This is a genomic window from Paenibacillus sp. P4_E11, assembly GCF_056401635.1.
On record NZ_JBFUIX010000005.1, the window covers coordinates 68,892 to 91,121 of the forward strand.

Consider the following 22,230-nt stretch of genomic DNA (forward strand, 5'->3'; position numbering starts at 1 on the left):
GGGGCAGGGATGATCGATTTTTCCATCCTGACGAATCATTGGGACCAATATTTGGCAGGCTTTACGAATACAATTAAGGCGAGCCTTCTAGCATTGATCGGAAGTTTCTTGCTCGGTACCGTTTTTGCGGTGCTGCGCATAGCTCCCATACGGATACTGAACGCGGTCGGGGCGGTGTACGTGGAATTTATCCGGAACGTCCCCCTTATTGTGGTCGTATTCTTTATGTTTGTCGGGCTCCCGTCGATCGGGATCCGCTTGAATCCGTTTACGGCGGGGACCTTGGGTTTGACGATTTACACCGCCGCATTCATCGCTGAAACGATACGTGCCGGCATTCAGTCGGTGCCCAAGGGACAAATGGAAGCGGGACGTGCGTCCGGATTCGGCTACGTCCAGGTGATGCGTTATATTATTTTACCGCAAGCCGTCAAAATCGTGATTCCGCCGCTCGGCAACCAATTTCTGAATTTGATCAAAAATTCATCCGTGTTGGGGGTCGTTGCTGGCCTTGATCTGATGTATTACGGCGATTTGATTTCTGCGTCTACCTTTGTTACGTTCGATGTGTATATATTCGTAGCCCTGTTTTATTTGGCATTAACCATTCCGCTCAGCTTCGGTCTCCGCTATCTGGAGCGCCGCATGGCGAGAGCACGGTGAGGAGGGTTCCAACATGGATTTTATCGGCGCCTATGCTCCTTCTCATTTGAAGTTTTTGCTGCAAGGCTTATGGGTGACGCTTGAAGTCGCGATCATCTCGATTGCGCTCAGCTTCTTGATCGGTACTGTAATGGGGATTGTACGCTATTGGCGCATTCCCGTACTCTCCGCCTTAATGGGGGTCTTGGTGGAGACGATCCGGAATTTACCGCTGCTGTTGATTATTTTCTTCACGTACTTTGCGCTTCCGGAAGTCGGAATCAAGATGAGCAAGATGAATGCGGCGATCGTGGCGCTGGTCATCTTCGAATCGGCCATGCTGGCGGAAATTGTCCGCAGCGGTTTGAATTCCATCGACAAAGGGCAGGTGGAAGCAGCTCGTTCTTCTGGCTTGTCCTCGATCCAGACGATGCGGTTCGTCGTTCTTCCGCAGGCGCTGCGCCGTATGGTTCCCCCGCTCGTCAGCCAATTTATTTCGCTGCTGAAAGATACGTCGCTGGCAGTGGTCATCGCGCTTCCAGAGCTGATGAATCATGCGCAAATCATTAACGGACGCAACGTGAATTATGTCATTCCAACCTTCATCTTGGTGGCGTTCATATACTTCGCGGTCAATTACGCGTTGTCCGTCCTTTCCAGGAAGCTTGAAAATAAGCACGTTTGACCGGGCTGAAAGGGATCTCCATTTCTTGGGCAACCTAGAGAGGATGATCTCTTTTACTTTCTTTTTTGTAAGGAGGTTCCAATACGTCATGTCGGATCGCGTTCACATCCTGATCGTAATTTTGCTGAGTACGGTTTTGCTCGGAGAAGTGAAATTGAATCCGTTCGAAGACTCGTTTCGGTTCTCGCTCGGAATCGTCGCTTATTTTTTCGGACTGCTCTGGTTTTCCGTTCCTGTGCTATCAACGGGCCTATATACGGGAGCATCAGTCGTATTGTTCCGTGTAGGAATGGATGCAGTTAGCGGTGCCGATCTGTCTACAAGCTTCCTGCACCATATTCCAACCTTTGGCTTTTATTTGTCCTTCGCTGTAACCGTGAAGCTGCTCCGGATTCGCAAACAGGCTGAGTTTCCGATACAGGTTGGTTTAATCGGAGCAGCTGCAGATACGATCTCCAATTGCGTGGAATTATTCGTCCGATTCTTGATCCTCGATGCGGTCATGTTAACATGGAGAGGATTGATCTTGATCGGCATAACCGGCGTGTTGCGCAGTTTTTTTGTCGTAGGTTTGTACAACATGCTGTCCATTCGCCAAGTGCGTCAACTCGGGGAGTGGAGGAAGTTGGAGCTGGAAAGGCTGATTTTGCTGAATTCGAGTCTGTACACGGAATCGTTTTATATGCGAAAATTGATGGCACATGTCGAGAAGCTCACGCACGAAAGCTATAGATTGTATAAGAAATTAATGGAACAGCGACGGCCCGAACATAGCGAAGCCTTGCATTTGGCGGAAAACGTACATGAGTTGAAAAAAGATTTACAGCGGACCGTTGCCGGATTGTCGAAGCTGATGCAGCCTACGATGGCCGGAGACCGGTTGGGGATCATAGAGCTTTGCGGTTTGGCCGTCCAAGCGAATGAGAAGTATGCGGCCGTACACGGCAAAGAGATCACCTTTCATCTTGCAGCAGATGTCCAGCTGTTCACCAATCAAACTTATGCGCTGCTGTCTATCTTGAACAACTTGCTGACCAACGCAGTGGAAGCGATTCCAGCGCACGGATCTGTCCTTGTAAAAGCCGAATTGGCAGAGGAATGGCTGGTGTTCCGCGTGATCGATAATGGGCCCGGCATATCCGAGCAGGAGCGGGAGCTGGTGTTTGAGCCGGGTTATTCCACGAAGTTCAATCCGGAAGGATATTTTTCTACGGGCATCGGGTTGACGCATGCGAGAGATCTTGCGTGGGATATGGGCGGTTCCCTGAGCTTGAGCCCGGGTTCGGAATATGGGGCATGCTTCGAGCTGAAAGTTCCTATTCAACAGTTGATGCGCAAGGGGGAACATGATGAAGATGAACCTGTTTCTGATTGATGACGATGCCGCAGTTCGTAAAATGCTGTCGCGGATGATAACGGAAAGCAAAATGGGGGAAGTCGTGGGTGAGGCGGCGGACGGCTTGCATGTGACGGCTAGGCAGTTGGGGGATGTTGACGTCGTGCTCATGGACCTGTTAATGCCGGGCCGGGATGGAATCCAGACGATCAAAGCACTTCGAAGGGAAGGCTACGCCGGAACGTTCGTCATGATCTCGCAAGTCGAGCATAAGGAGCTCGTGGGAGAAGCTTACCAGGAAGGGGTCGACACTTTTATCCAGAAGCCGATCAACCGTAATGAAGTGTTGTCGGTATTAAAACGCGTCGAGCACCATTTGACCCTCGTCCGTTCCATCGATTCGATCCGCCAGTCGCTAAGTACTTTGGGAGGGGCTGCCGCGACGGTCCCCCCGCAGCGGCAGCCGAAGATTTCGTTGGAAGAAAGGGCCGGGACGCTGATGCTGCAGTTGGGGATTGCAGGCGAGGCGGGAGCTGGAGATTTAATGAAGCTGATCCACTGGCTGGAAGAGGAAGAACACCGAAACGGACCTCTTCGGGAATTGCCGCCCTTGAAGGAATTGTACGGTCAAGTGCTGCGGATGGAAACGCAACCGGGACCCGACAAACATTCGGAAAGAGAGGTTCGCGCTCTAGAGCAGCGAATGCGCCGAATGGTGCTGCAGACGCTTACCCATCTGTCTTCGCTCGGGCTGAACGATTACGCAAACCCGATATTCGAGCATTACGCTTCCCGGCTGTTCGAATTTCAGGAAGTGCGAACGCGCATGCGGGAGCTGGAACAAGAAACGGAAGGAACAAGCAGCAAAGTGAACGTCAAAAAATTTCTTCAGGCGTTTTATTTGGAATTGAAGATGAGCTGAGTGTTTTTAACATTCCAATAACACTTCTCTGTTAACCTTGAATAGAGCATACATGGAATGGGGGAAGGAAATTGAAGCAGGATCTGCATGATTATTGGGGACCCAAGCGAATTATTCCGGCGGTGCGCAAGGCTGAGGATTTGCAAGCGGCATGCCGCAGCGAATGGCCCGCTGTGTTTTTGTTGATCGGTGACTTGTTTACGGTAGAAGACTATGTCCAACAAGTATTGCAAGCAAGGAAAAAGGTGTTCCTGCATGTTGATTTTATCGCTGGGTTGAGCGGTGATCCGATTGTGATGAAGTTTATTGCAGAGCGTCTGCGCCCGACAGGCATTATCTCTACCAAAAGCCACTTCATCAAGCATGCCAAGAAGAATGGGCTATTAGCAATCCAACGTCTCTTCCTGATTGATACTTCTGCGTTGGAGCATGGGATTCACAATATGGAGCAAAGCGAGCCTGATGCGGTAGAGATTATGCCGGGATTGATCCCGCGTGTCATTACGCAGCTCCGGGACAGCATCGCTATTCCGATCATTGCAGGCGGATTAATTCAAGATCATGCCGAGATTGAAACGGCGCTGCAAGCGGGCGCAAGTGCGGTATCCATGGGCAACAAACGGCTATGGACCTAGGGGGTCTCTTTGTGAGGTAAGAGTCCCGGGGTCCCCGCAAAGTAATAGGAATTGGCTTCGAAGGAGCTCGTCACTTTGTGGGGTAGAATTTACAAATTCTTCACGCATAGTTGATGTCCCGTTAACAAAGGACTGATAAAGTAGAAGATGTGAGATACAACCGAATACTCAAGGGTACGAGACCAGGAGAAAACCCTGTATGCAACTAATGAAAGCGCCTATCTATAGGTGTGCAACTTTCGTTTGATTGGATGAGGGTTTTTTGTGTTTTTCTCCGGAAGGGAGCGGCCTGCACTAGTAGGATAGCTGAAGCCACCTTAAACCAAGCACAGGAGGGAATGGAATCTATGAAAAAACGTTCGAAGGTATCATTAGTTGTTACTGTTATAGTCGCGTTAGTATTCGGAATACTCCCATTCGACATGTTACAGTCACAAGCGCATGCCGAGGATGCGGGAAGAAAAACGCTGGAAATCAATAAAACGCTAAATGCTCCAATCATTGACGGGAAACTGGACGATGCCGTATGGACGATTGAGCAGCCCCTAAACGCCCGAGTGGGAGAAGGTACCTTTAAGGACTCCAAATTCGGATTGTTGTGGGATCATAAGTACCTGTATATCGGCGTGAAGTCGGATGACGATACTCCGATCCATAAAGGCTCGGGCTATTGGTTCGAGCAGGACAACATCAATATTTTTCTAGATCCTGCGAAACATCGGTCCACTCCCTATGCTAGTGACGATATGCAGCTGGGATTCGTGTATCAGCCGGGGACGACTACACCGGAATTCCACTTCGGTGCAGCGCTTAACAATCATAGCGGCAAAGACGAGAAGAAGATTTTGAGAGCGATCCAGACCACGAATACGGGTTGGTCGTTGGAAGTGGCGGTCCCGTGGGACATGTTGAATATGGATCCCGTGCTGAGACGAGAGCTAGGGATAGAAATCGGAGTTACGGATCGGTATGATACGGACCCTTCCAAGCAAAGATCGAGTTATTGGAGCGCATTCAACACGATGTCCTTCTGGAACGATACGTCGGGTTATGGAACCCTTGTCCTGACGGACAGCCATCCGGTTACAGGGAATGTGAATCCTGTTCTGCTGGAGGAGAACTTCGACGGGTATACCACAGGGCAGACTCCGTTCGGCTGGATCTCGGATGTGAACGCTGGCAGCAATCCATTCACGGTAGTACAGGATACATACGGGAATGGTAGAATGCTGTTCGACGGGAAAGCGTCCGGTAAGCAGGCCAGAATTACGGCTCCCGTTCAATGGGACAATTATGTGATTGAAGCGGATGTGAAATTCGAAAGCGTCCTGGACTCCGGAAGATGGGCATCTCTTATGTTCCGTGGAGCCTCGAACGGTAAAAATCCTTATAATCAAATGGCGATCCGCCAAAGAGGAACCTATGAGGTAGCTTACCGCAAGCCGGATAACAACTGGTCGGTCATGGCGACTGGAGAGTCACAGCCGCTCACACTGAACACGGATTATACGATGAAAGTGAGAGTGTTCGATAACAACGTCAAGGAATATATCAAAGCCAAGAGTGACCCGACTTATAAGCTGCTAATCGACAAGAGCTTTACGGCTGATCTGCTCGAGCGCGGGAAGATCGGGTTTCAGGGCGATCAGAGCAAGGTGTCGTTCGATAACTTGAAAGTAACGAGAATCACGGCCGATCGACTTAATCTGACGCTGCCGAGTACAATGGAAGCTCTGACCGGTCCAAAGAGTGTGACGGGCAGTGTATACTACTCAGACGGAGTAACCGAATCCGTATACGGTGATCGGCTGAAGCTGTACTCCTCAGACGAGAGTATCATCAAGATCGTGAAAAATCAGATTTATCCGATCAAAGCCGGTCAAGCTACGGTGAAGACGATCTTCTATAACGCGGAAGTGTCGCAGCCCATAACTGTAACACCTTCTACAACGGGCGCCAAGGTGACTTCGCTGAAACATGACGATGGCTATGTGCTCGTTTCCGGCCAGACGTTCGATCTGAATACAGTTAATTTCAAAGCGGATTTCAGCGATTTTTCCTCCAGTACGCTGAAGGGCAGCGAATTGAACTGGACCGCAAGCAGCGGTGACATCTCGTTCAGCAATGGCACGATACATGTTCAGCGAAAAGGCGTTTATCCGGTTACGGTGCAAAAGGATGGCCAGTCTGTATCGATGCTTGTAGTAGCTAAGAATGCTGCAGACCAGGAATACGTGCTGTATGAAGAAAACTTCGATACCGCTGCGGAGGGCGCATTGCCGCAAGGCTGGACGCGCAAGGAAGGAACTACAGCTAGTGCGGCCGCGGTCAAATCCGGGGCGTTCGAATTGAATGCCAGCGCTTCTCCTGACAATCCTTCAAGAGTATTGCTGCCCGATTACCTGGGGCTATTCGGCAATTACAAGATCGAAGCGGACGTTACGCATCTGGCGGCAAATGACGCGGCAAGATGGCATTCCATCATGTATAGGGTTCAAAACAACGACTACCCGTACTATCAGATGGCGGTCAGAAAAGATGCAACGGCGGTCAATGGAGTGGAATTTGCCGAGCGAACCCCGTCCAACGGCTGGAACGTGATGGACAAAGGTTCTTACACCGAAGCGATTGATCCGGGGAAGCTGTATCATTATACGATCAAGACGTTCGGGAACCGAGTCGAGCAATTGATTGGTGACAAGCTGATCGTCAATACCGATATGGCCACTGCCTATGCGAAAGGTAGAATCGGGCTGCAGTCGAACGGCAGTACAATGAAGATCGACAATATCCGGATTTCGCTGCAGCAGGATCCGTTGCCTCCTATGCCGCCCAAGCCAGAAGACTTGTTCGTTAATGTGACGGAGCCGGAAACCAAAATCTCCATGGCACCATCCGTAGTGACCGAGATTAACAGCGTTGAGGCTTTAGCGAGTCTAGCCGGACCGACTCTGCCTGCAACGGTTATCGTGCATGTAAACAGCGAGCTGAAGGTGACGGACTCCAAGGGCAATAAGGACATCGGTAGCCTGGATTCGGTGTTGGCTACGCTTGGAACCAAGATGATGCCGGCTTTCTATGTGAAGGACGAGCCAACTGTAGACGCATTGATGGAGTTGTTGAAGAATAAGGGGCTGGAAGACGCCTTCGTGATCTCGGATAACGGAGACCTTGTGAAGCGAGCTAGAACCGTTTATCCGATCATTCGAGGAATCGTAGATTTTAGTGGGGAGAAGAAGTTGTCCCCGGATGACATGCTGAATATCCGCAGGAAAACAACAACTAGCTTGGCCAAAATTGCTTTGCTGCCTCAAAGTGCGGCATCCCGAGAAAATGTGTCTTACTTGCAACAGCGGGTGATCGTAGTATGGACGAAGGAAGAAGCGAAACAAGCAGAGAAGAGCCTTTCTATTCATAATCTGATTGCATCCGGAGCGAACGGGATTGTAACCGACTCCCCGAACGTAGCATTTGATGCATACAAAGTGTACGCCAACCAGACAACCTTGGTTCGTAAGCCTTACATTATCGGTCATAGAGGGATGCCAGCTGGAGGCACGATGGACGGCGCACCGGAGAATACGATCGTAAGTAATAAGCTGGGCCTCGAAGCGGGTGCCGATTTCATTGAAAATGATATTTTCCTTACCAAAGACGGCCGTCTGGTCATCGTGCACGATTTCACGTTGGATGGTACTACCAATGGAACCGGACTTGTAGAAAGCTACACATATGAGGAATTGCGGTTGCTTGATGCGAATCAGACGCACAAAACGAAATATCCGAGCTTGCCGATTCCGACATTGGATGAGCAAATCGAGCTGGCCAAACAAAAAGGCAAAATGGTATTTGCCGAGATCAAGACGAATACGCCTGCCGCGGTGGACGCCTTTGTCAAGCTGATCAAGGATATGGGGGCTGAGGACGTGATCAATACGATGTCCTTCGATTCCAATCAGTTGAAGCGTTTGGCTTCTCTGATGCCGGAGATGCCGTCAGGCTTGTTGACCGGCGGTTACGCCAATGAAGCCAATGTTAACAAATCGCTCAGAGATACGCTTAAGTTGGTTCAGCCTATGAATGTCACATATAATACGAGCTACGGCGGAGTAGGCAAAAAATTCATGGAAGCTTCGAAGCACCGCGGGATCATCATTTCACCGTGGACGTTTAATAACAAAAACGACTTTATACAATTTTTTAAGCTTGGTGCTTATGGGATCACAACCGATTTTGCCTTGTGGGCTTCCGATTGGGCAGCGTCGATTAAGCCAGAACAAGACAAGTATGAGATCGCCAAAGAGGAGAGCGTAACCTTGTCGGCCATCGTGGAAAGCTACGCAGAAGGCAAGAAGGCAACCGTTGTACCTGATCTCGTGCTGATTGACGGACAAGATGCAGTGGAAGTGAATGGGAACAAGGTCACGGGCAAGAAGCCGGGGACAGCGCACGCCTTACTCCGTTACACGACCGTCATCGATGCCAACAACAAGTACGATATATACACGAAGCCGGTCGTGCTGGTAGTAAAAGGTAAGGACCCCGAACAACCAGAAGCTGTCAATCCTGTATGGACGGAAGGTAAGCTGGAAGCTTCTAAGATTACACAAACTGGATTGACATTAACATGGTCCGGAGCCAGCGATAAAGATGGCGTAACCGAGTATCGCGTGTATCAAGGCAATAAAGAGATCGGTCAAGTCACAGGCAGTGTTACTAGCTATGAAGTGAGCGGACTGACTGCGGGTACGGAGTACACGTTCACCGTACAGGCAGGTAATCAAGCCGGGAAATGGAGCAACGATGGTCCGAGCACGAAGGTGACGACAGAACAGCCAGAAGCTGTCAACCCTGTATGGACGGACGGCAAGCTGGAAGCTTCTAAGATTACGCAAACTGGATTGACATTAACATGGTCCGGAGCGAGCGATAAAGATGGTGTAACCGAGTATCGCGTGTATCAAGGCAATAAAGAAATCAGTCAAGTCACAGGCAACATTACTAGCTATGAAGTGAGCGGACTGATTGCAGGTACGGAGTACACGTTCACCGTGCAGGCGGGTAATCAAGCCGGGAAATGGAGCAACGATGGTCCAAGCACGAAGGTGACGACTGTGGTCGAGGGTCCAGGTACAAACCCTGATCCTGGGACAAATCCTGATCCTGGTACGAATCCCGGCACAAATCCAGGAACAAATCCAGGAACGAATCCAGGAACGAATCCAGGAACGAATCCTGGAACGAATCCTGGAACAAATCCCGGTCCGAACGATGGTAAACCAACCGTTCCCGGTAAAGGCAAAGACCCAATCACTGCCAAAGACGGAAAAGTGGATGAGGCTGCCCTTAAGAAATCATTCGAGTCCGCATCCCAGGTTGCAGTGAGTATGTCAGGGGAGAAGCTGGAAATATCTGCTGTGGTGCTGTTGGAACCGAGTCGGAAACAAGATAACAGTCTTGTGCTGGTGAGTGGCGACGCCACGTATCACTTACCTTTGTCCGTATTGAAGCTCGAAGATTTGGCACGACAGCTTCAAGTTGATGTGAACGACTTGTCGATCACCATTACGATGAAGAAGTTAAGCGGCAATGAAGCTGCCGCAGTCGGTGGCGCAGTGCATGCGGCAGGCGGCGAAGTTGTTGCTGACGCGGTAGAGTTCGAAGTGCAGGCGATAAGCAAAGACAGCAAATCGGTTACAGTCTCGTTCGGTTCGACTTATGTTTCCCGTGATCTTATTATCCATAAAGCGGTGAATCCGAACAAAGCGACCGGCGTGCAATATATTCCAGAGTCGAAGCAGCTTCGATTCGTCCCAACCGTATTTGAGACGAAAGACGGCAAAACTACCGCAACGATGAAACGAAACGGCAACAGTATTTATACGGTAGTTGAGAATAACAAAAGCTTTGCAGATATGGCTAATCATTGGGCCCGGGCGGAAGTGGAACTGYTGGCCAACAAGCTCGTGGTAGAGGGTGTCAGTGACAGCCGATTCGAGGGCGACCGCAATATTACGCGTGCGGAATTCACGGCGATGCTTGTCCGTGCGTTAGGGTTAACTCCTGAGACTACTCCGAATGCTGGCTTCCATGATGTTGCTTCCTCGGATTGGTATGCCGGTGATGTGACAGCAGCAGTAGCTGCAGGTGTGATCAGCGGCTACGAGGATGGAACATTCCGCCCGAATCAGTCCATCACACGCGAAGAGCAAGCGGCGATGATGATTCGTGCCTTGGCCTATGTTAACATGGAGGCGAAGGTTTCCAAACCCAAGCAGGACGACATTCTTAGCAAGTATAAAGATGCTAACCAAATTAGTTGGGCCCGTGCGGAGATTGCCGCTGCGATCGATGCAGGCCTTGTCAATGGGATGACCGCAGATACACTTAATTCCAGCAGTAAAGCCACACGTGCTCAATCTGCCGTGATCTTGATGCGATTCTTAAGCAAAGCGAAATTCATTAACTAACCGGCTCCATTCAATAGTCCGCTCAGGCGTAAAGCTTGGGCGGACTATTCTGACGTTACCAGAAAGTTAAAGCATTCAGAATGCCTGCAGATCCTTACAAAATCTTTACATGTGCTTGATACCCCGTTAACACTAGGCTGGTAAAGTAAGAGTTGAGATAAACAACCGAATATATAAAGGGTATGAGACCAGGAGAAAACCCTTTTATGCACCAGATAGAGGAGCCTTATTCAGGCGTGCCGCTTCTATTTGATGGGTAAAAGGGTTTTTTGTTGTTTTCTCTAGAAGGGAGCTGCTCGAAGTTTGCCGGATGTAATGGAACTGGAAGGTTATTTTTTTGATTTGGATGGAACGGTTTTGCTTGGTGAACGGTTGCTTCCCGGTGTCTCGGAAACACTTGCTTATTTGCGTAAGAAGGGGAAACAGGTGCGGTTCCTCAGCAACACGACCACACGTACACGCGCGGAATGCAAGGACCGCCTGCACAAGTTGGGGATGGAAGCCGAGCTGAATGAAATTGTGACAGCCTCATATACCGCGGCGGTGTATTTCAAGGAACAGGCAAAGGATCCGGTAGTGCTTGTAGTTGGGGAACCGGCCATGGTGTATGAATTGGAGGAGAAAGGAGTTGAGCACACATCGGACCCTTACGCAGCGACTCATGTACTGGTCGGGATGGACTTGCATTTTGACTATAACAAGCTGCATCAAGCGATGAAGGCTGTACGCAACGGGGCTGCCTTGATCGCGGCCAACCCAGATCCGTATTGTCCCGTGGAAGATGACATGATTCCAGACACCTGGTCGATGGTGAAGGCGATCGAAACGGCCTGCTGCATGGAAACAGAGGTGATCATCGGCAAGCCGTCGGCGTATTATGGCGCTAAAGTACTGGAATGGACCGGCCTATCCGGTCATCAGTGCTTAATGGTAGGTGACCGGCTGGAGACGGACATTCTGTTCGGACACAACAACGGCCTGTACACGGCCTTGGTCCTAACGGGGGTCGCGACGAAGCACGATGCCGAGCGGTACCCCGTACAGCCGGATTATATATGGTCCTCACTGGAYGAACTGCTACAACTAGCTGCTAAGTCATAACTATACGAGTTTACCCCGGCTTGACACTGCCGAAATCCCAGGAACACATACGCTTGCTATAGTAGACAGGAAGAGCGTGTCAATCAGACAACAACACCCATATCCCGAAGGAGAGAATCCCATGCGTTCCCTTACCACGAAAATGACTTGTCTCGCTTTATGCTTCTCCATCATGCTGGGCTGCGCCAAGACTCCAACCGAGCAGCCTGCCGCATCAAGTCCGACCGCTTCACCGACTGCAGCCAAGGAAGAGAAAGTAGAGTTATCCTTCTATTATCCGATCGCAGTAGGCGGGCCTCTAACGGCTACGATCGAAGGGATGGCGCAAGAATTCACGAAGCAGAATCCCAACATTACCGTCAAGCCGGTATACACGGGCAGCTACGCAGATACAGCCATCAAGACGCAAGCAGGTGTTCAAGGCAAGAATCCTCCGGATGTCGCGGTGCTTCAATCGACGGAGCTGTTCAGTCTGCTCGACATGAATGCGATTATTCCGCTCGACGAGTTCATCGCTAAGGAAGGCGGGGACAAGTATTTGGCAGACTTCTACCCAGCCTTCATGGCGAACTCCCAAACGGGCGGCAAAACATACAGCATTCCGTTTCAACGCAGCACCATCCTACTTTACTACAACAAGGATTTGTTCAAAAAGGCTGGGCTTGACCCGAACAAAGCTCCGCAAACATGGGATGAAATGAAGGACTACGCCAAAAAGCTGACCAAGGACGGGACTTGGGGCCTGGAAATTCCGGTATCAGGCTACGCCTACTGGATGCTGCAAACGTTCGCCTTGCAAAATGGTAAAAACCTGATGACTGAGGACGGTAAAAAGGTCATGTTCAATACGCCGGAAAATGTGGAAGGGCTCCAATATTGGATGGATCTGGCCAAGAAAGAAAAGGTGAGTCCACTAGGGGTTACCGAGTGGGGAACGGTGCCTTCGGACTTCCTGGAAGGCAAGACGGCGATGATGTACCACACGACGGGTAACTTGACCAATGTGAAGAAAAATGCCAAATTCGATTTCGGCGTCAGCTTCCTTCCGAAGAACAAAAACTTCGGCAGTCCGACCGGCGGCGGCAACTTCTATATCTTCAAGGATATCGATAAGAAGAAGCAGGAGGCGGCCTGGAAATTCGTCAAGTTCATGACCGAAACCGAGCGCGCTGCCCAATGGAGTATCGATACAGGTTATGTTGCCGTGAAGAAGTCCGCATATGAGACTGAGACGATGAAGAAGTATGCCGCTGAATTCCCGGCCGCTCTTGTTGCCCGCGACCAGCTTCAATATGCGGCAGCCGAGATGTCCACGCATAATAACGGCAAAGTGGTAAAAGCGTTAAGCGATCAAGTCCAGGCCGTCCTGACCGGCAGTCTGGCACCGGCGGAAGCTTTGCAAAAAGCGCAGGAAGAAGCGGATAAAGCATTGGCTCCATTTAACAAGTAAATAAACAACCAAATGTAAAGAGAAGCGAGGCTGCGGCACTTGACTATGAGCTGCCGCAGCCAAGGCTATCTCGGAATCAACAACTTTTGCTGGGAGGTTCACGTTTTGGGGTTTCGAAAATCGATTCTGCAATGGAGAACTAACGTTTTTGCCTGGATGCTGCTTCTCCCATCACTTCTTTTTTTGTTCCTGTTCACCTTTTACCCGATTGCCCGTACGATTCGCCTCAGTCTGTATCAAGCGGATTTGGCGACACCTGTGCCGATATTCGTTGGGTTCGACAATTACATTCATCTGTTGGATGACGCGATCTTCTGGAAGGTGATGTCCAACAATCTATGGTTTGCGCTCGGTACGGTACCGACTTCTATGGCGCTTGCCCTACTGATGGCCGTCTATGCTAATAAAGCGCTGCGGGGGACGAACTTCCTGCGTACGGCCTTCTTCTATCCAACGTTGATTCCGATGATTGCGGCTGCCAATGTATGGCTGTTCATCTATACGCCTCAATATGGACTGCTCAGCAGGGTGATGCACTCGGTTAGCCTATCCGATATCAACTGGCTTGGATCTCCGCAGGCTGTGATGTGGGCGATGATCTTCATGATTATCTGGAAGGAAGCCGGGTATTTCATGATCTTTTACTTGGCCGGGCTGCAGAACATTTCACCGGATCTTTATGAAGCGGCGCAAGTGGACGGGGTGGGACGTTGGACCGTATTCCGCCGAATCACATTTCCGCTGCTGATGCCGACGACGCTGTTCGTGACGATTGTGGCTCTGACGAACTCCTTCAAGCTCGTCGATCATCTGGTCATTATGACGAAGGGCGGACCGAACAATGCCAGCAATCTACTTCTCTATTACATTTACGAGACGGCCTTCAGTTTCTGGGATCAAGGGTTAGCTTCCACTTTAACGGTCGTTATGATCGCAGTGCTTCTCTTGTTCGCTGTGTTGAACTTCTTCGGGTTGGATAAACGAATTCACTATCATTGATGGGAAGAAAGGCGATCCTATGCGCAATAAAACGTTGAAAATAAGCCAATGGCTTCTATATATATGGGCTGCAATGTGGCTCGTACCGCTTGTATGGATGACAGTTACCGCGTTCCGTCCCAGACAGATTGCGCTATCGTCGTCGTTTTCCTTAGAGTTCACGCTGGATAATTTCCAGAAGGTCTGGGCGGCGGCCCCATTCGCGCAGTATTACGTCAATACGGTGATAATTGTCGTCTGCGTGTTCGTGGTTCAGATGCTAACGGCCACAATGGCGGCATTTGCCTTTGCAAGAGTGGAGTTTCGCGGGAAAAATGTGCTGTTCATGCTGTTTCTCGTCCAGATCATGGTGCCAGCTGACGTCCTGATCTTCCCTAACTATAACGTGCTGAAGGAGCTGTCGCTGCTCGACACGAAGCTCGGTGTGATGATTCCATATTTTGCTTCGGCTTTCGGTGTGTTCCTATTGAGGCAAATGTTCAAGACAATTCCGCCCGAGCTTGATGAAGCGGCTGTCATGGAAGGCTACTCCAAATGGCAGATTATGTGGAAAATCTATTTTCCACTCTCCCGCCCATCCTATATCGCCTTCGGCTTAGTGTCGGTCAGCTATCATTGGAATAACTTCTTATGGCCGCTCATCGTCACGAATTCTGTGGAAAACCGCCCGCTTACCGTTGGACTCGCGATCTTCGCCCAGTCGTTCGAGATTGGCGCACAGTGGACGGAAGTTAGCGCGGCGACGCTGCTCGTGATTGCCCCTCTGATGATCGGGTTTCTGTTGTTCCAACGTCAGTTCATCAACAGCTTTATCCATTCAGGAATTAAATAAATGACAGGGGGAGCCAGGATGACTAACATGTCTGTGCGCAACGACTGCTCCATATCCACATATGCCTTATTGGAGATCCCTCTGCAGGACGCCGTCCTCCAATTGATCGAGGAAGGCTGGAAAGCGATTGAGATCATGGGCGAAGGGCGGCACGACGAACTGCTCGATTGGTCGGAGGATCGTCTAGCATGGTTGAAGCAAGTGGGGGAAGTGAACGGGATTCGTTGGACGATCCATGCTCCGATTACGGGGTGTAACCCGGCTGCAACGGATGCCAATTCGGTCCGCGCTTCGCAAGAGTTGCTTCTGCGGACGATGCAGATCGCGGAATACCTCGATTGTACCTACATTGTGCTGCACGCCGGAGAGCTTGACGGTGAGAGCGGCAGCTTGGCGCTTCCTGATGAGGCGGCACAGCGGGTAGCGGCTTTTCTGCAGGCAGTCTTGCAAGCGACCGACGGGTCAGAGGTAGTTATTGCCTTGGAGAATGTTCCACCCTATCCGGGACTGTTGGGTGTGGATACTGAATTCCTGGAACACGTCCTTCGGTTGGTGGCAAAGCCGCGCATCCGCATCGTGTTCGATGCCGGCCATGCCCACTTGATAGGCGAGGGGCAATGCCTGCTGTCGCTTCAATGTGTGATGGCGGAAGTGATCAGTGTGCATCTAAGTGACAATCATGGTGAACATGATGATCATTTACAGCTCGGCACAGGGAGCGTGCCATTGGAACAACTGGTTGCTACCCTGCAGCAGTTCGGTTACTCGGGCGTCTTGGTGCTGGAGATGCGTAATATGCCTGACGCGCTTGCCTCGGCGGATTGGCTGAATCAGCATCATTCGGTCGGGAAGTTGTTCGCGTAAGGTAGGAGAAACCTGGATGAAAGACCACCCTTCACGGGTTTCCGTGGAGGGTGGTCTTAATGATTGCGTATTGGAAAATACAGGGTCATCCTCTATAATCTTTATGAGGGAAGATAGAATATTGGAGGAGGCTCTTGTATGAAATTTCGTACCACGATCCTGCTTAGCGGCAAGTCAGCAACGGGAATACGGGTTCCGGATGATGTGGTGTCCAGCCTTGGGTCAAGTAAAAAGCCAGCAGTCCGAGTCACCATAGGGGACTACACGTACCGCAGCACAGTTGCATCTATGGGAGGACGGTTCATGATCCCTGTCAGTTCAGAGCACCGGACGGGTGCCAGTGTCGCCGCCGGAGATGAGGTCGATGTAGACATCGTGCTCGATACGGAGCCTCGCGAAGTTACCGTGCCGTCCGATTTCGCCGACGTGCTGGATCAAGACGTTGCTGCCAAAAACTATTTTGAATCGCTGTCTTACAGTAACAAGCTGCGGATTGTACTCTCCATCGAAGAAGCCAAGGCAGCCGAGACCCGGCAACGAAGGATCGACAAAGTGATGAGTCAGCTGAGAGAGGGTCGAACCCAGTAATCTAGGTTTGCGTATGTAGGCGTGTATCCAATGATCAGAAGGAACAGTTCCCGGTTCAACTAAGGAGGGCATGTGATGAAGAGGTACATGTATTATTCGCAATTGAAGACCGATGCGTTGGGCGACTTTCGCTCCGCACTCCAGCAAGACGAAGAGCAGCTGCGCACCCGATTGGAATCCGAAGGAGTACTAGCCTTCTCTCTCTTCGTCAGTGACCCAGTCCTGTGCATCTATATAGAAACGGCGGTCGATGAATACGCGTGGACATGGCCGGCTTCATATGGCGAATGGTTGGAGGAATGGCCGGGGGTACACAAGCACAGTCTATCGGTACCGATGCTCGACATATTCCATGATGGAGTTCCGGTTGACCCGATTACGTGGCGGAGAGATCGTACGGTGGACAAGCGGATCGGCTCAATGGCAAGACTCAAGCCTGATATGGTGGCAAGCTATATATACTACCACTTCCAGAAGCAGGAGGAAACACCGGATAGCTTCAATAAAACGTATATGATTGGATCACATGGTGCTTTTCTGTTCTCCTACTACGAGTTGCCGACTGTTGTGAGCGAATCGAAACGGAAGGGACTTCTCTCTACGGACAATTCGCCTTCGAATTGGCATGAGGTCATGCTGCCTCATTTCCACACATGGGAGAATGCACCGGAGGGTCAACAATTATGGCTGCAGATGGAACAGCTCCTGTAACTTGACTGAAATGATTGTTCGATTGGAAATACCATTCATAGACTATACCTTACATGCTGCCGCTCGGCAGCATGTTTTTCGTTATAAGGGATGAATGAAAACATTGTACGCCAGGTACCTTGCAAAGCATAGTACTAAGTGATAACATAGTAGTGAAAGGACGGTCGAATCGATGGATATGTCGGAATGGACTTCTCAGGTACGTCGGGGAATATTGGAGTTATGCATCTTGCAGCTTATCGGTAAGGCACCACGATATGGCTATGAGCTTGTGACGCTACTTGAACAATGGGAGCCGCTAGCTGTTACGGAGGGGACTCTATATCCGCTTCTTCGTCGGCTGCTTAAGGACAAGGTTATTGAATCGTTCTGGAAGGAATCCGAATCCGGGCCTCCACGGAAGTATTATAGCTTGACTGCCTCTGGGAGACGTATGGTGGAGATGATGGCCGTAGAGTGGGATAAAATAAGCGGAGCTGTTGGACAAATTCAATTGTACGGAGGAGATATAGGATGATTAGCCCACTAGGGAGAGCCTACCTGGAGAAGTTGAATGGATATTTGGTGAAGCTGCCGGATGAAGAACGGTTGGATGCTGTTCGGGAGATCGAGAGCCATATAGCCGAAGGCATCGCGAACGGCCAACTGGAGGCGGCTATTCTCAATCGGCTCGGGGACCCGCGGAAGCTGGCCAGAGCCTACAGAAGCGAACATTTCATAGGAGGAGTATCCGTTCATAAGATCAAGGATGTACTCGCATGGATTGGGTTTTACTGCACGACGGGACTCTTGAGCGTGATGGTCATCCCGGTGCTGGCGACGATCGCCTATGGGTTCGGCTTCTGCACCGTATTAATTCTTATTGCCGGTATTATTCGATCGTTCGGCGTAACCTGGATTACTATGAATATCGGGCCGGGAATTGAAGTGCCGACGGAATACAGTATGGTGTTTTCTCTAGTCGTTGGAAGTATCGTTGGAGGTATTGCGTATGTCAGTTGGAAATATTTGCGGAAATACATGGAGTTTCTGTCCGCTCGATACAGGGCTGTATTGCCGGGAAATCGTCATTGAATTCAATCCGTAACATGAAGCAGGCGGTCGAGAATGAATCGGCAGTCTGCTTTTATTATTGTTGCAGATGCATTTAAAGTATGTATATTCAAAAATAAACAAACATGATAATATGAAAACAAACACAAACAAACTAATTACATGGAGGCAATATCATGGTACAGAGCTTGTGGGATAATTCGAAGGCATCTGAACAGCAGGGTGGACTGAACGAGTTGGTGTATCGTTCCAACATTATCGGAGCGGACCGACGCGTGTGCAACTGGGGTGGAGGCAACACGTCTAGCAAGACGACGGTGAAGGATTTCCGCGGCCGCGATGTCGAAGTGATGTATGTGAAGGGAAGCGGTTCCGATCTGGCTACGATGAAGGCGGGCAACTTCACAGGCTTGCGTATGGAGGACATTCGTCCGCTGTTCGAACGTGACGCGATGCCTGATGAAGAGATGGTCGCTTATTTGGCGCACTGTATGATCGATGCCAAACATCCTCGCGCATCAATAGAGACGTTGCTGCATGCTTTTCTGCCGTTCAAGCATGTCGACCATACGCATCCCGATGCGATTATTAGCCTCTGCTGCGCGGACAACGGGCGGGAGTTGGCGAAGGCGATCTTCGGAGACCGATTCGTCTGGGTGCCCTATGTCCGCCCAGGGTTCACGCTATCCAAGATGATCGCAGAAGGCGTGCTGGCGAATCCGAATGCCGAGCTGGTGCTGATGGAGAAGCACGGTCTTGTCACATGGGGCGATACGTCGGAAGCGTGCTACGCCAAGACGATTGCCATCATCAGCGAAGCGGAGGCGTTCATAGAAGCGCGCGTTGAGGAAGCGAACTTGTTCGGCGGCGTGAAGTACGAAGCGCTCGCGGCCGATGTTCGCAGAAGCGTTGCGGCGCAAGTGATGCCGACTGTACGCGGAGCGGTGAGCGATGCGAAGAAGATGATTCTGACGTTCGATGACGAAGCCGATGTGCTGCAATTCGCAGGCGGTCGTAATGCGGCAGAGCTGTCGCAAGTCGGTGCGGCATGCCCGGACCATCTCGTGCATACGAAGGTAGTACCGCTCTATATCGACTGGACGCCGAATGTGGATGATGTCGACGGCCTGAAGGCGAAGCTGAAGGCTGGCATCGCTTCCTACAAAGAGCAGTACCAAGCATATTTCGAGCGCAATAAGAATGAAGGCGACGTCATGTTCGAAGCGGCGCCGCGTGTTATTCTTATTCCGGGCGTAGGGATGATTAACACAGGCAAGAGCTGGGCGATGTCGAAGGTAAGCGGGGCACTCTACCACCGAGCGATTGCGGTCATGCGCGGTTCCACTGCACTTGGACAGTTCGTCTCGCTGAGCGAGAACGAGTCGTACAATGTAGAGTATTGGCCGCTTGAGCTTTACAAGCTGTCGCTGGCTCCGGCGGAAGCCGAATTCTCACGTAAAGTCGCCTTCATTACCGGCGGCGCAGGCGGGATCGGCAGCGAGACGGCAAGACGCCTTGTGTCCGAAGGCGCGCATGTCGTACTGGCCGACTTGAACTTGGAAGGTGCTGAGAAGGTAGCCGCCGACATTAACGCCAAGTATGGCGACAATCGTGCGATTGCCGTGAAGATGGACGTGACGAAGGAAGAAGATGTGGCTGCTGCTTATGCCGATACTGCAATCGCGTTCGGTGGTGTGGACATCATCGTTAACAATGCAGGGCTTGCTACTTCCAGCCCGTTCGATCAAACGTCGCTCAAGGAATGGAACTTGAACATCAACGTGCTAGGAACCGGTTATTTCCTCGTCGCTCGCGAAGCGTTCAAGCTGATGAAAGAGCAGGCCGTTGGCGGCAACATGGTGTTTATCGGCTCGAAGAACTCTGTCTATGCAGGCAAAAATGCTTCTGCCTATAGCGCGGCGAAGGCGCTTGAAGCACATCTGGCTCGCTGCATCGCGGCGGAAGGCGGCGAATTCGGCATCCGAGTGAACACGATTCTCCCCGACGCTATCCTGCAAGGATCGACGATCTGGAACGGCAGCTGGCGCAATGAGCGGGCAGCCGCGTATGGCATCGAGCCGGATCAGCTGGAAGAATATTATCGTAAACGGACTACATTACTCGTTAATATTTATCCCAAAGATATTGCCGAAGGAATTGCGTTCTTCGCTTCCTCCAAGGCGGACAAAACAACAGGCTGCATGCTGACAATCGACGGCGGTGTTCCGGCCGCTTTTACCCGATAATCCATATTGGTGAAGGAGTAGATCGAGATGTATAAAGCACAAGGTGAACTCAGTTGGATCATCCCGGATGGCTATATTCCTCCTACAAGCGCAGAGACAGGGACATTGCAAAGCCACGAATCGGTATGTGTATTGAACACGTCTTCGGAGGACGCGGAAGTTCGGTTCACGATATTTTTCGAAGATCGCGATCCGATTGAGAACATCGTGGTCGTCGTACCGGGCAGGCGCACGCACCATATTCGCACAAGTGGACTGCATCATAACGGCGCGTACATCCCTGTAGGCGTTCCTTATGCGATCGAAGTTGTAAGCAGCATTCCCATTATTGTGCAGTACAGCCGACTGGACGCGACGCAAGCCGAGAACGCATTAATGTCAGTCATTGCGTATCCATTACGATAATCGAAGGGACGGGGAACAAGACGATGTCACGAGTAGAAGAGCTGCAGCCGCAATACGAATGGGCCAAGAGCCTGTATAGCCAACATGGGATCGATGTAGACCAAGTGTTGGAGCAGTTGGCGTCAATTAAGATTTCCATGCACTGTTGGCAGGGAGATGATGTACGGGGGTTTCTGTTCCAGGACGAGGCGTTGAGTGGGGGAATCTCCGTTACCGGCAACTTTCCTGGGGCGGCTCGTACACCTGCTGAGCTGCGTAACGATCTGGAGCTGGCGTTCTCCTTAATTCCGGGTAAGCACAAGCTGAACTTACATGCCATCTATGCGGACACGACCGAGAAGGTTGATCTGAATGAGCTGGAGCCGCGCCACTTCCAGAGCTGGGTCGATTGGGCGAAGCAGCAAGGACTCGGTATGGATTTCAATCCCACTTGCTTCTCGCACCCGATGTCGAGCGACGGTTTTACCTTGAGTCATCCAGATCCAGCGGTTCGTAAGTTCTGGATTGAGCATTGCCAGGCGTCACGCCGGATCGGTGCTTACTTCGGGGAGCAGCTCGGTCAGACATGTGTTACGAATGTGTGGGTGCCAGACGGCTTCAAGGATAAGCCCGTTGATCAGCTCGGTCCTCGCAAGCGATTGAAGGATTCGCTGGATGCTGTATTCGCAGAGGAATTGAATCCGGCGCACAATCTCGATGCGGTGGAGAGTAAGCTGTTCGGTCTTGGCTCGGAAGCTTATGTCGTCGGTTCTCATGAATTTTATATGGGTTATGGGATGCAAAATAACAAGTTGATCTGCCTTGACGCCGGGCATTTCCATCCGACTGAAAGCATTTCGGGCAAGTTGTCCTCTTTGTCGCTGTTCACCGATGGCATTTTGCTGCACGTGAGCCGGCCGATGCGTTGGGATAGCGATCACGTCGTTACGTTCGACGATGAATTGCAGGATATCGCGAAGGAACTTGTCCGCCACAATCTGCTTGGCACAACACATATCGGTCTGGACTTCTTCGACGGCAGCATCAACCGTGTAGCGGCGTGGGTCATCGGGACGCGCAACACGATCAAGGCGCTGCTTAGCGCCATGCTGGAACCTACGGAGATGTTAAAGCAAGCTGAGTTGCAAGGCGATTATACAACTCGCCTGGCGCTTACGGAGGAATTCAAGTCTTATCCGTTCGGTGCGATCTGGGACTATTATTGCGCCAAGATGGGCGTTCCTGTCCGAGAAGCCTGGTTGGATGAGGTCAAAGTCTATGAACAAGAAGTGCTGCTGAAGCGGGGGTAACC

At 51.0% G+C, this 22,230-nt stretch carries 18 protein-coding genes; all 18 read left to right on the forward strand.

What is annotated here, in order from left to right:
* The first annotated feature begins 9 nt into the window (after positions 1-9).
* Positions 10-663 carry an amino acid ABC transporter permease gene (locus AC1DWB_RS03780; protein ID WP_477539696.1) on the forward strand — a complete coding sequence of 218 codons (654 nt, stop codon included), beginning with the start codon at positions 10-12 and terminating at the stop codon, positions 661-663.
* A 13-nt stretch (positions 664-676) separates the two neighbouring features.
* Entirely contained in the window at positions 677-1,327 is a 651-nt protein-coding gene (locus AC1DWB_RS03785) for an amino acid ABC transporter permease (RefSeq protein WP_477539697.1), read from the forward strand.
* An 88-nt stretch (positions 1,328-1,415) separates the two neighbouring features.
* Complete coding sequence (locus AC1DWB_RS03790) at positions 1,416-2,702, forward strand: sensor histidine kinase (RefSeq protein WP_477539698.1); 1,287 nt, start codon at positions 1,416-1,418, stop codon at positions 2,700-2,702.
* Entirely contained in the window at positions 2,677-3,585 is a 909-nt protein-coding gene (locus AC1DWB_RS03795) for a response regulator (protein ID WP_477539762.1), read from the forward strand. Before AC1DWB_RS03790 ends, AC1DWB_RS03795 begins: the two co-directional genes overlap by 26 nt.
* 71 nt (positions 3,586-3,656) lie before the next feature.
* Positions 3,657-4,220, forward strand: coding sequence for a glycerol-3-phosphate responsive antiterminator (locus tag AC1DWB_RS03800; protein WP_477539699.1), 564 nt, complete (start codon positions 3,657-3,659; stop codon positions 4,218-4,220).
* A gap of 347 nt (positions 4,221-4,567) precedes the next feature.
* Positions 4,568-10,690 (forward strand): glycerophosphodiester phosphodiesterase family protein, encoded by a 6,123-nt coding sequence (locus AC1DWB_RS03805; RefSeq protein WP_477539700.1) that lies wholly within the window; start codon positions 4,568-4,570, stop codon positions 10,688-10,690.
* Between the two features lie 303 nt (positions 10,691-10,993).
* Complete coding sequence (locus AC1DWB_RS03810) at positions 10,994-11,791, forward strand: HAD-IIA family hydrolase (RefSeq protein WP_477539701.1); 798 nt, start codon at positions 10,994-10,996, stop codon at positions 11,789-11,791.
* Positions 11,792-11,912: 121 nt separating this feature from the next.
* Positions 11,913-13,241, forward strand: a complete 1,329-nt coding sequence (locus tag AC1DWB_RS03815) for an ABC transporter substrate-binding protein (protein WP_477539702.1) — start codon at positions 11,913-11,915, stop codon at positions 13,239-13,241.
* Positions 13,242-13,397: 156 nt separating this feature from the next.
* Positions 13,398-14,240: a carbohydrate ABC transporter permease gene (locus AC1DWB_RS03820; protein ID WP_477539763.1), complete on the forward strand. Its 843-nt coding sequence runs from the start codon at positions 13,398-13,400 to the stop codon at positions 14,238-14,240.
* A 19-nt stretch (positions 14,241-14,259) separates the two neighbouring features.
* Positions 14,260-15,072, forward strand: coding sequence for a carbohydrate ABC transporter permease (locus AC1DWB_RS03825; RefSeq protein WP_477539703.1), 813 nt, complete (start codon positions 14,260-14,262; stop codon positions 15,070-15,072).
* 18 nt (positions 15,073-15,090) lie between these two features.
* Positions 15,091-15,936: a sugar phosphate isomerase/epimerase family protein gene (locus AC1DWB_RS03830; protein WP_477539704.1), complete on the forward strand. Its 846-nt coding sequence runs from the start codon at positions 15,091-15,093 to the stop codon at positions 15,934-15,936.
* A 138-nt stretch (positions 15,937-16,074) separates the two neighbouring features.
* Positions 16,075-16,524, forward strand: coding sequence for a YdeI/OmpD-associated family protein (locus AC1DWB_RS03835; RefSeq protein ID WP_477539705.1), 450 nt, complete (start codon positions 16,075-16,077; stop codon positions 16,522-16,524).
* 75 nt (positions 16,525-16,599) lie between these two features.
* The gene (locus tag AC1DWB_RS03840) at positions 16,600-17,235 is read left to right on the forward strand and encodes a hypothetical protein (protein ID WP_477539706.1); all 636 of its coding nucleotides are present in this window, start codon (positions 16,600-16,602) and stop codon (positions 17,233-17,235) included.
* Positions 17,236-17,407: 172 nt separating this feature from the next.
* Entirely contained in the window at positions 17,408-17,752 is a 345-nt protein-coding gene (locus AC1DWB_RS03845) for a PadR family transcriptional regulator (protein ID WP_477539707.1), read from the forward strand.
* Complete coding sequence (locus AC1DWB_RS03850; RefSeq protein ID WP_477539708.1) at positions 17,749-18,309, forward strand: DUF1700 domain-containing protein; 561 nt, start codon at positions 17,749-17,751, stop codon at positions 18,307-18,309. Before AC1DWB_RS03845 ends, AC1DWB_RS03850 begins: the two co-directional genes overlap by 4 nt.
* 155 nt (positions 18,310-18,464) lie before the next feature.
* Positions 18,465-20,534 carry a bifunctional aldolase/short-chain dehydrogenase gene (locus AC1DWB_RS03855; RefSeq protein ID WP_477539709.1) on the forward strand — a complete coding sequence of 690 codons (2,070 nt, stop codon included), beginning with the start codon at positions 18,465-18,467 and terminating at the stop codon, positions 20,532-20,534.
* A 27-nt stretch (positions 20,535-20,561) separates the two neighbouring features.
* The gene (locus AC1DWB_RS03860; RefSeq protein WP_477539710.1) at positions 20,562-20,939 is read left to right on the forward strand and encodes a sensory rhodopsin transducer; all 378 of its coding nucleotides are present in this window, start codon (positions 20,562-20,564) and stop codon (positions 20,937-20,939) included.
* Positions 20,940-20,962: 23 nt separating this feature from the next.
* Positions 20,963-22,228, forward strand: coding sequence for an L-rhamnose isomerase (gene rhaA, locus AC1DWB_RS03865; protein WP_477539711.1), 1,266 nt, complete (start codon positions 20,963-20,965; stop codon positions 22,226-22,228).
* Positions 22,229-22,230 lie beyond the last annotated feature (2 nt).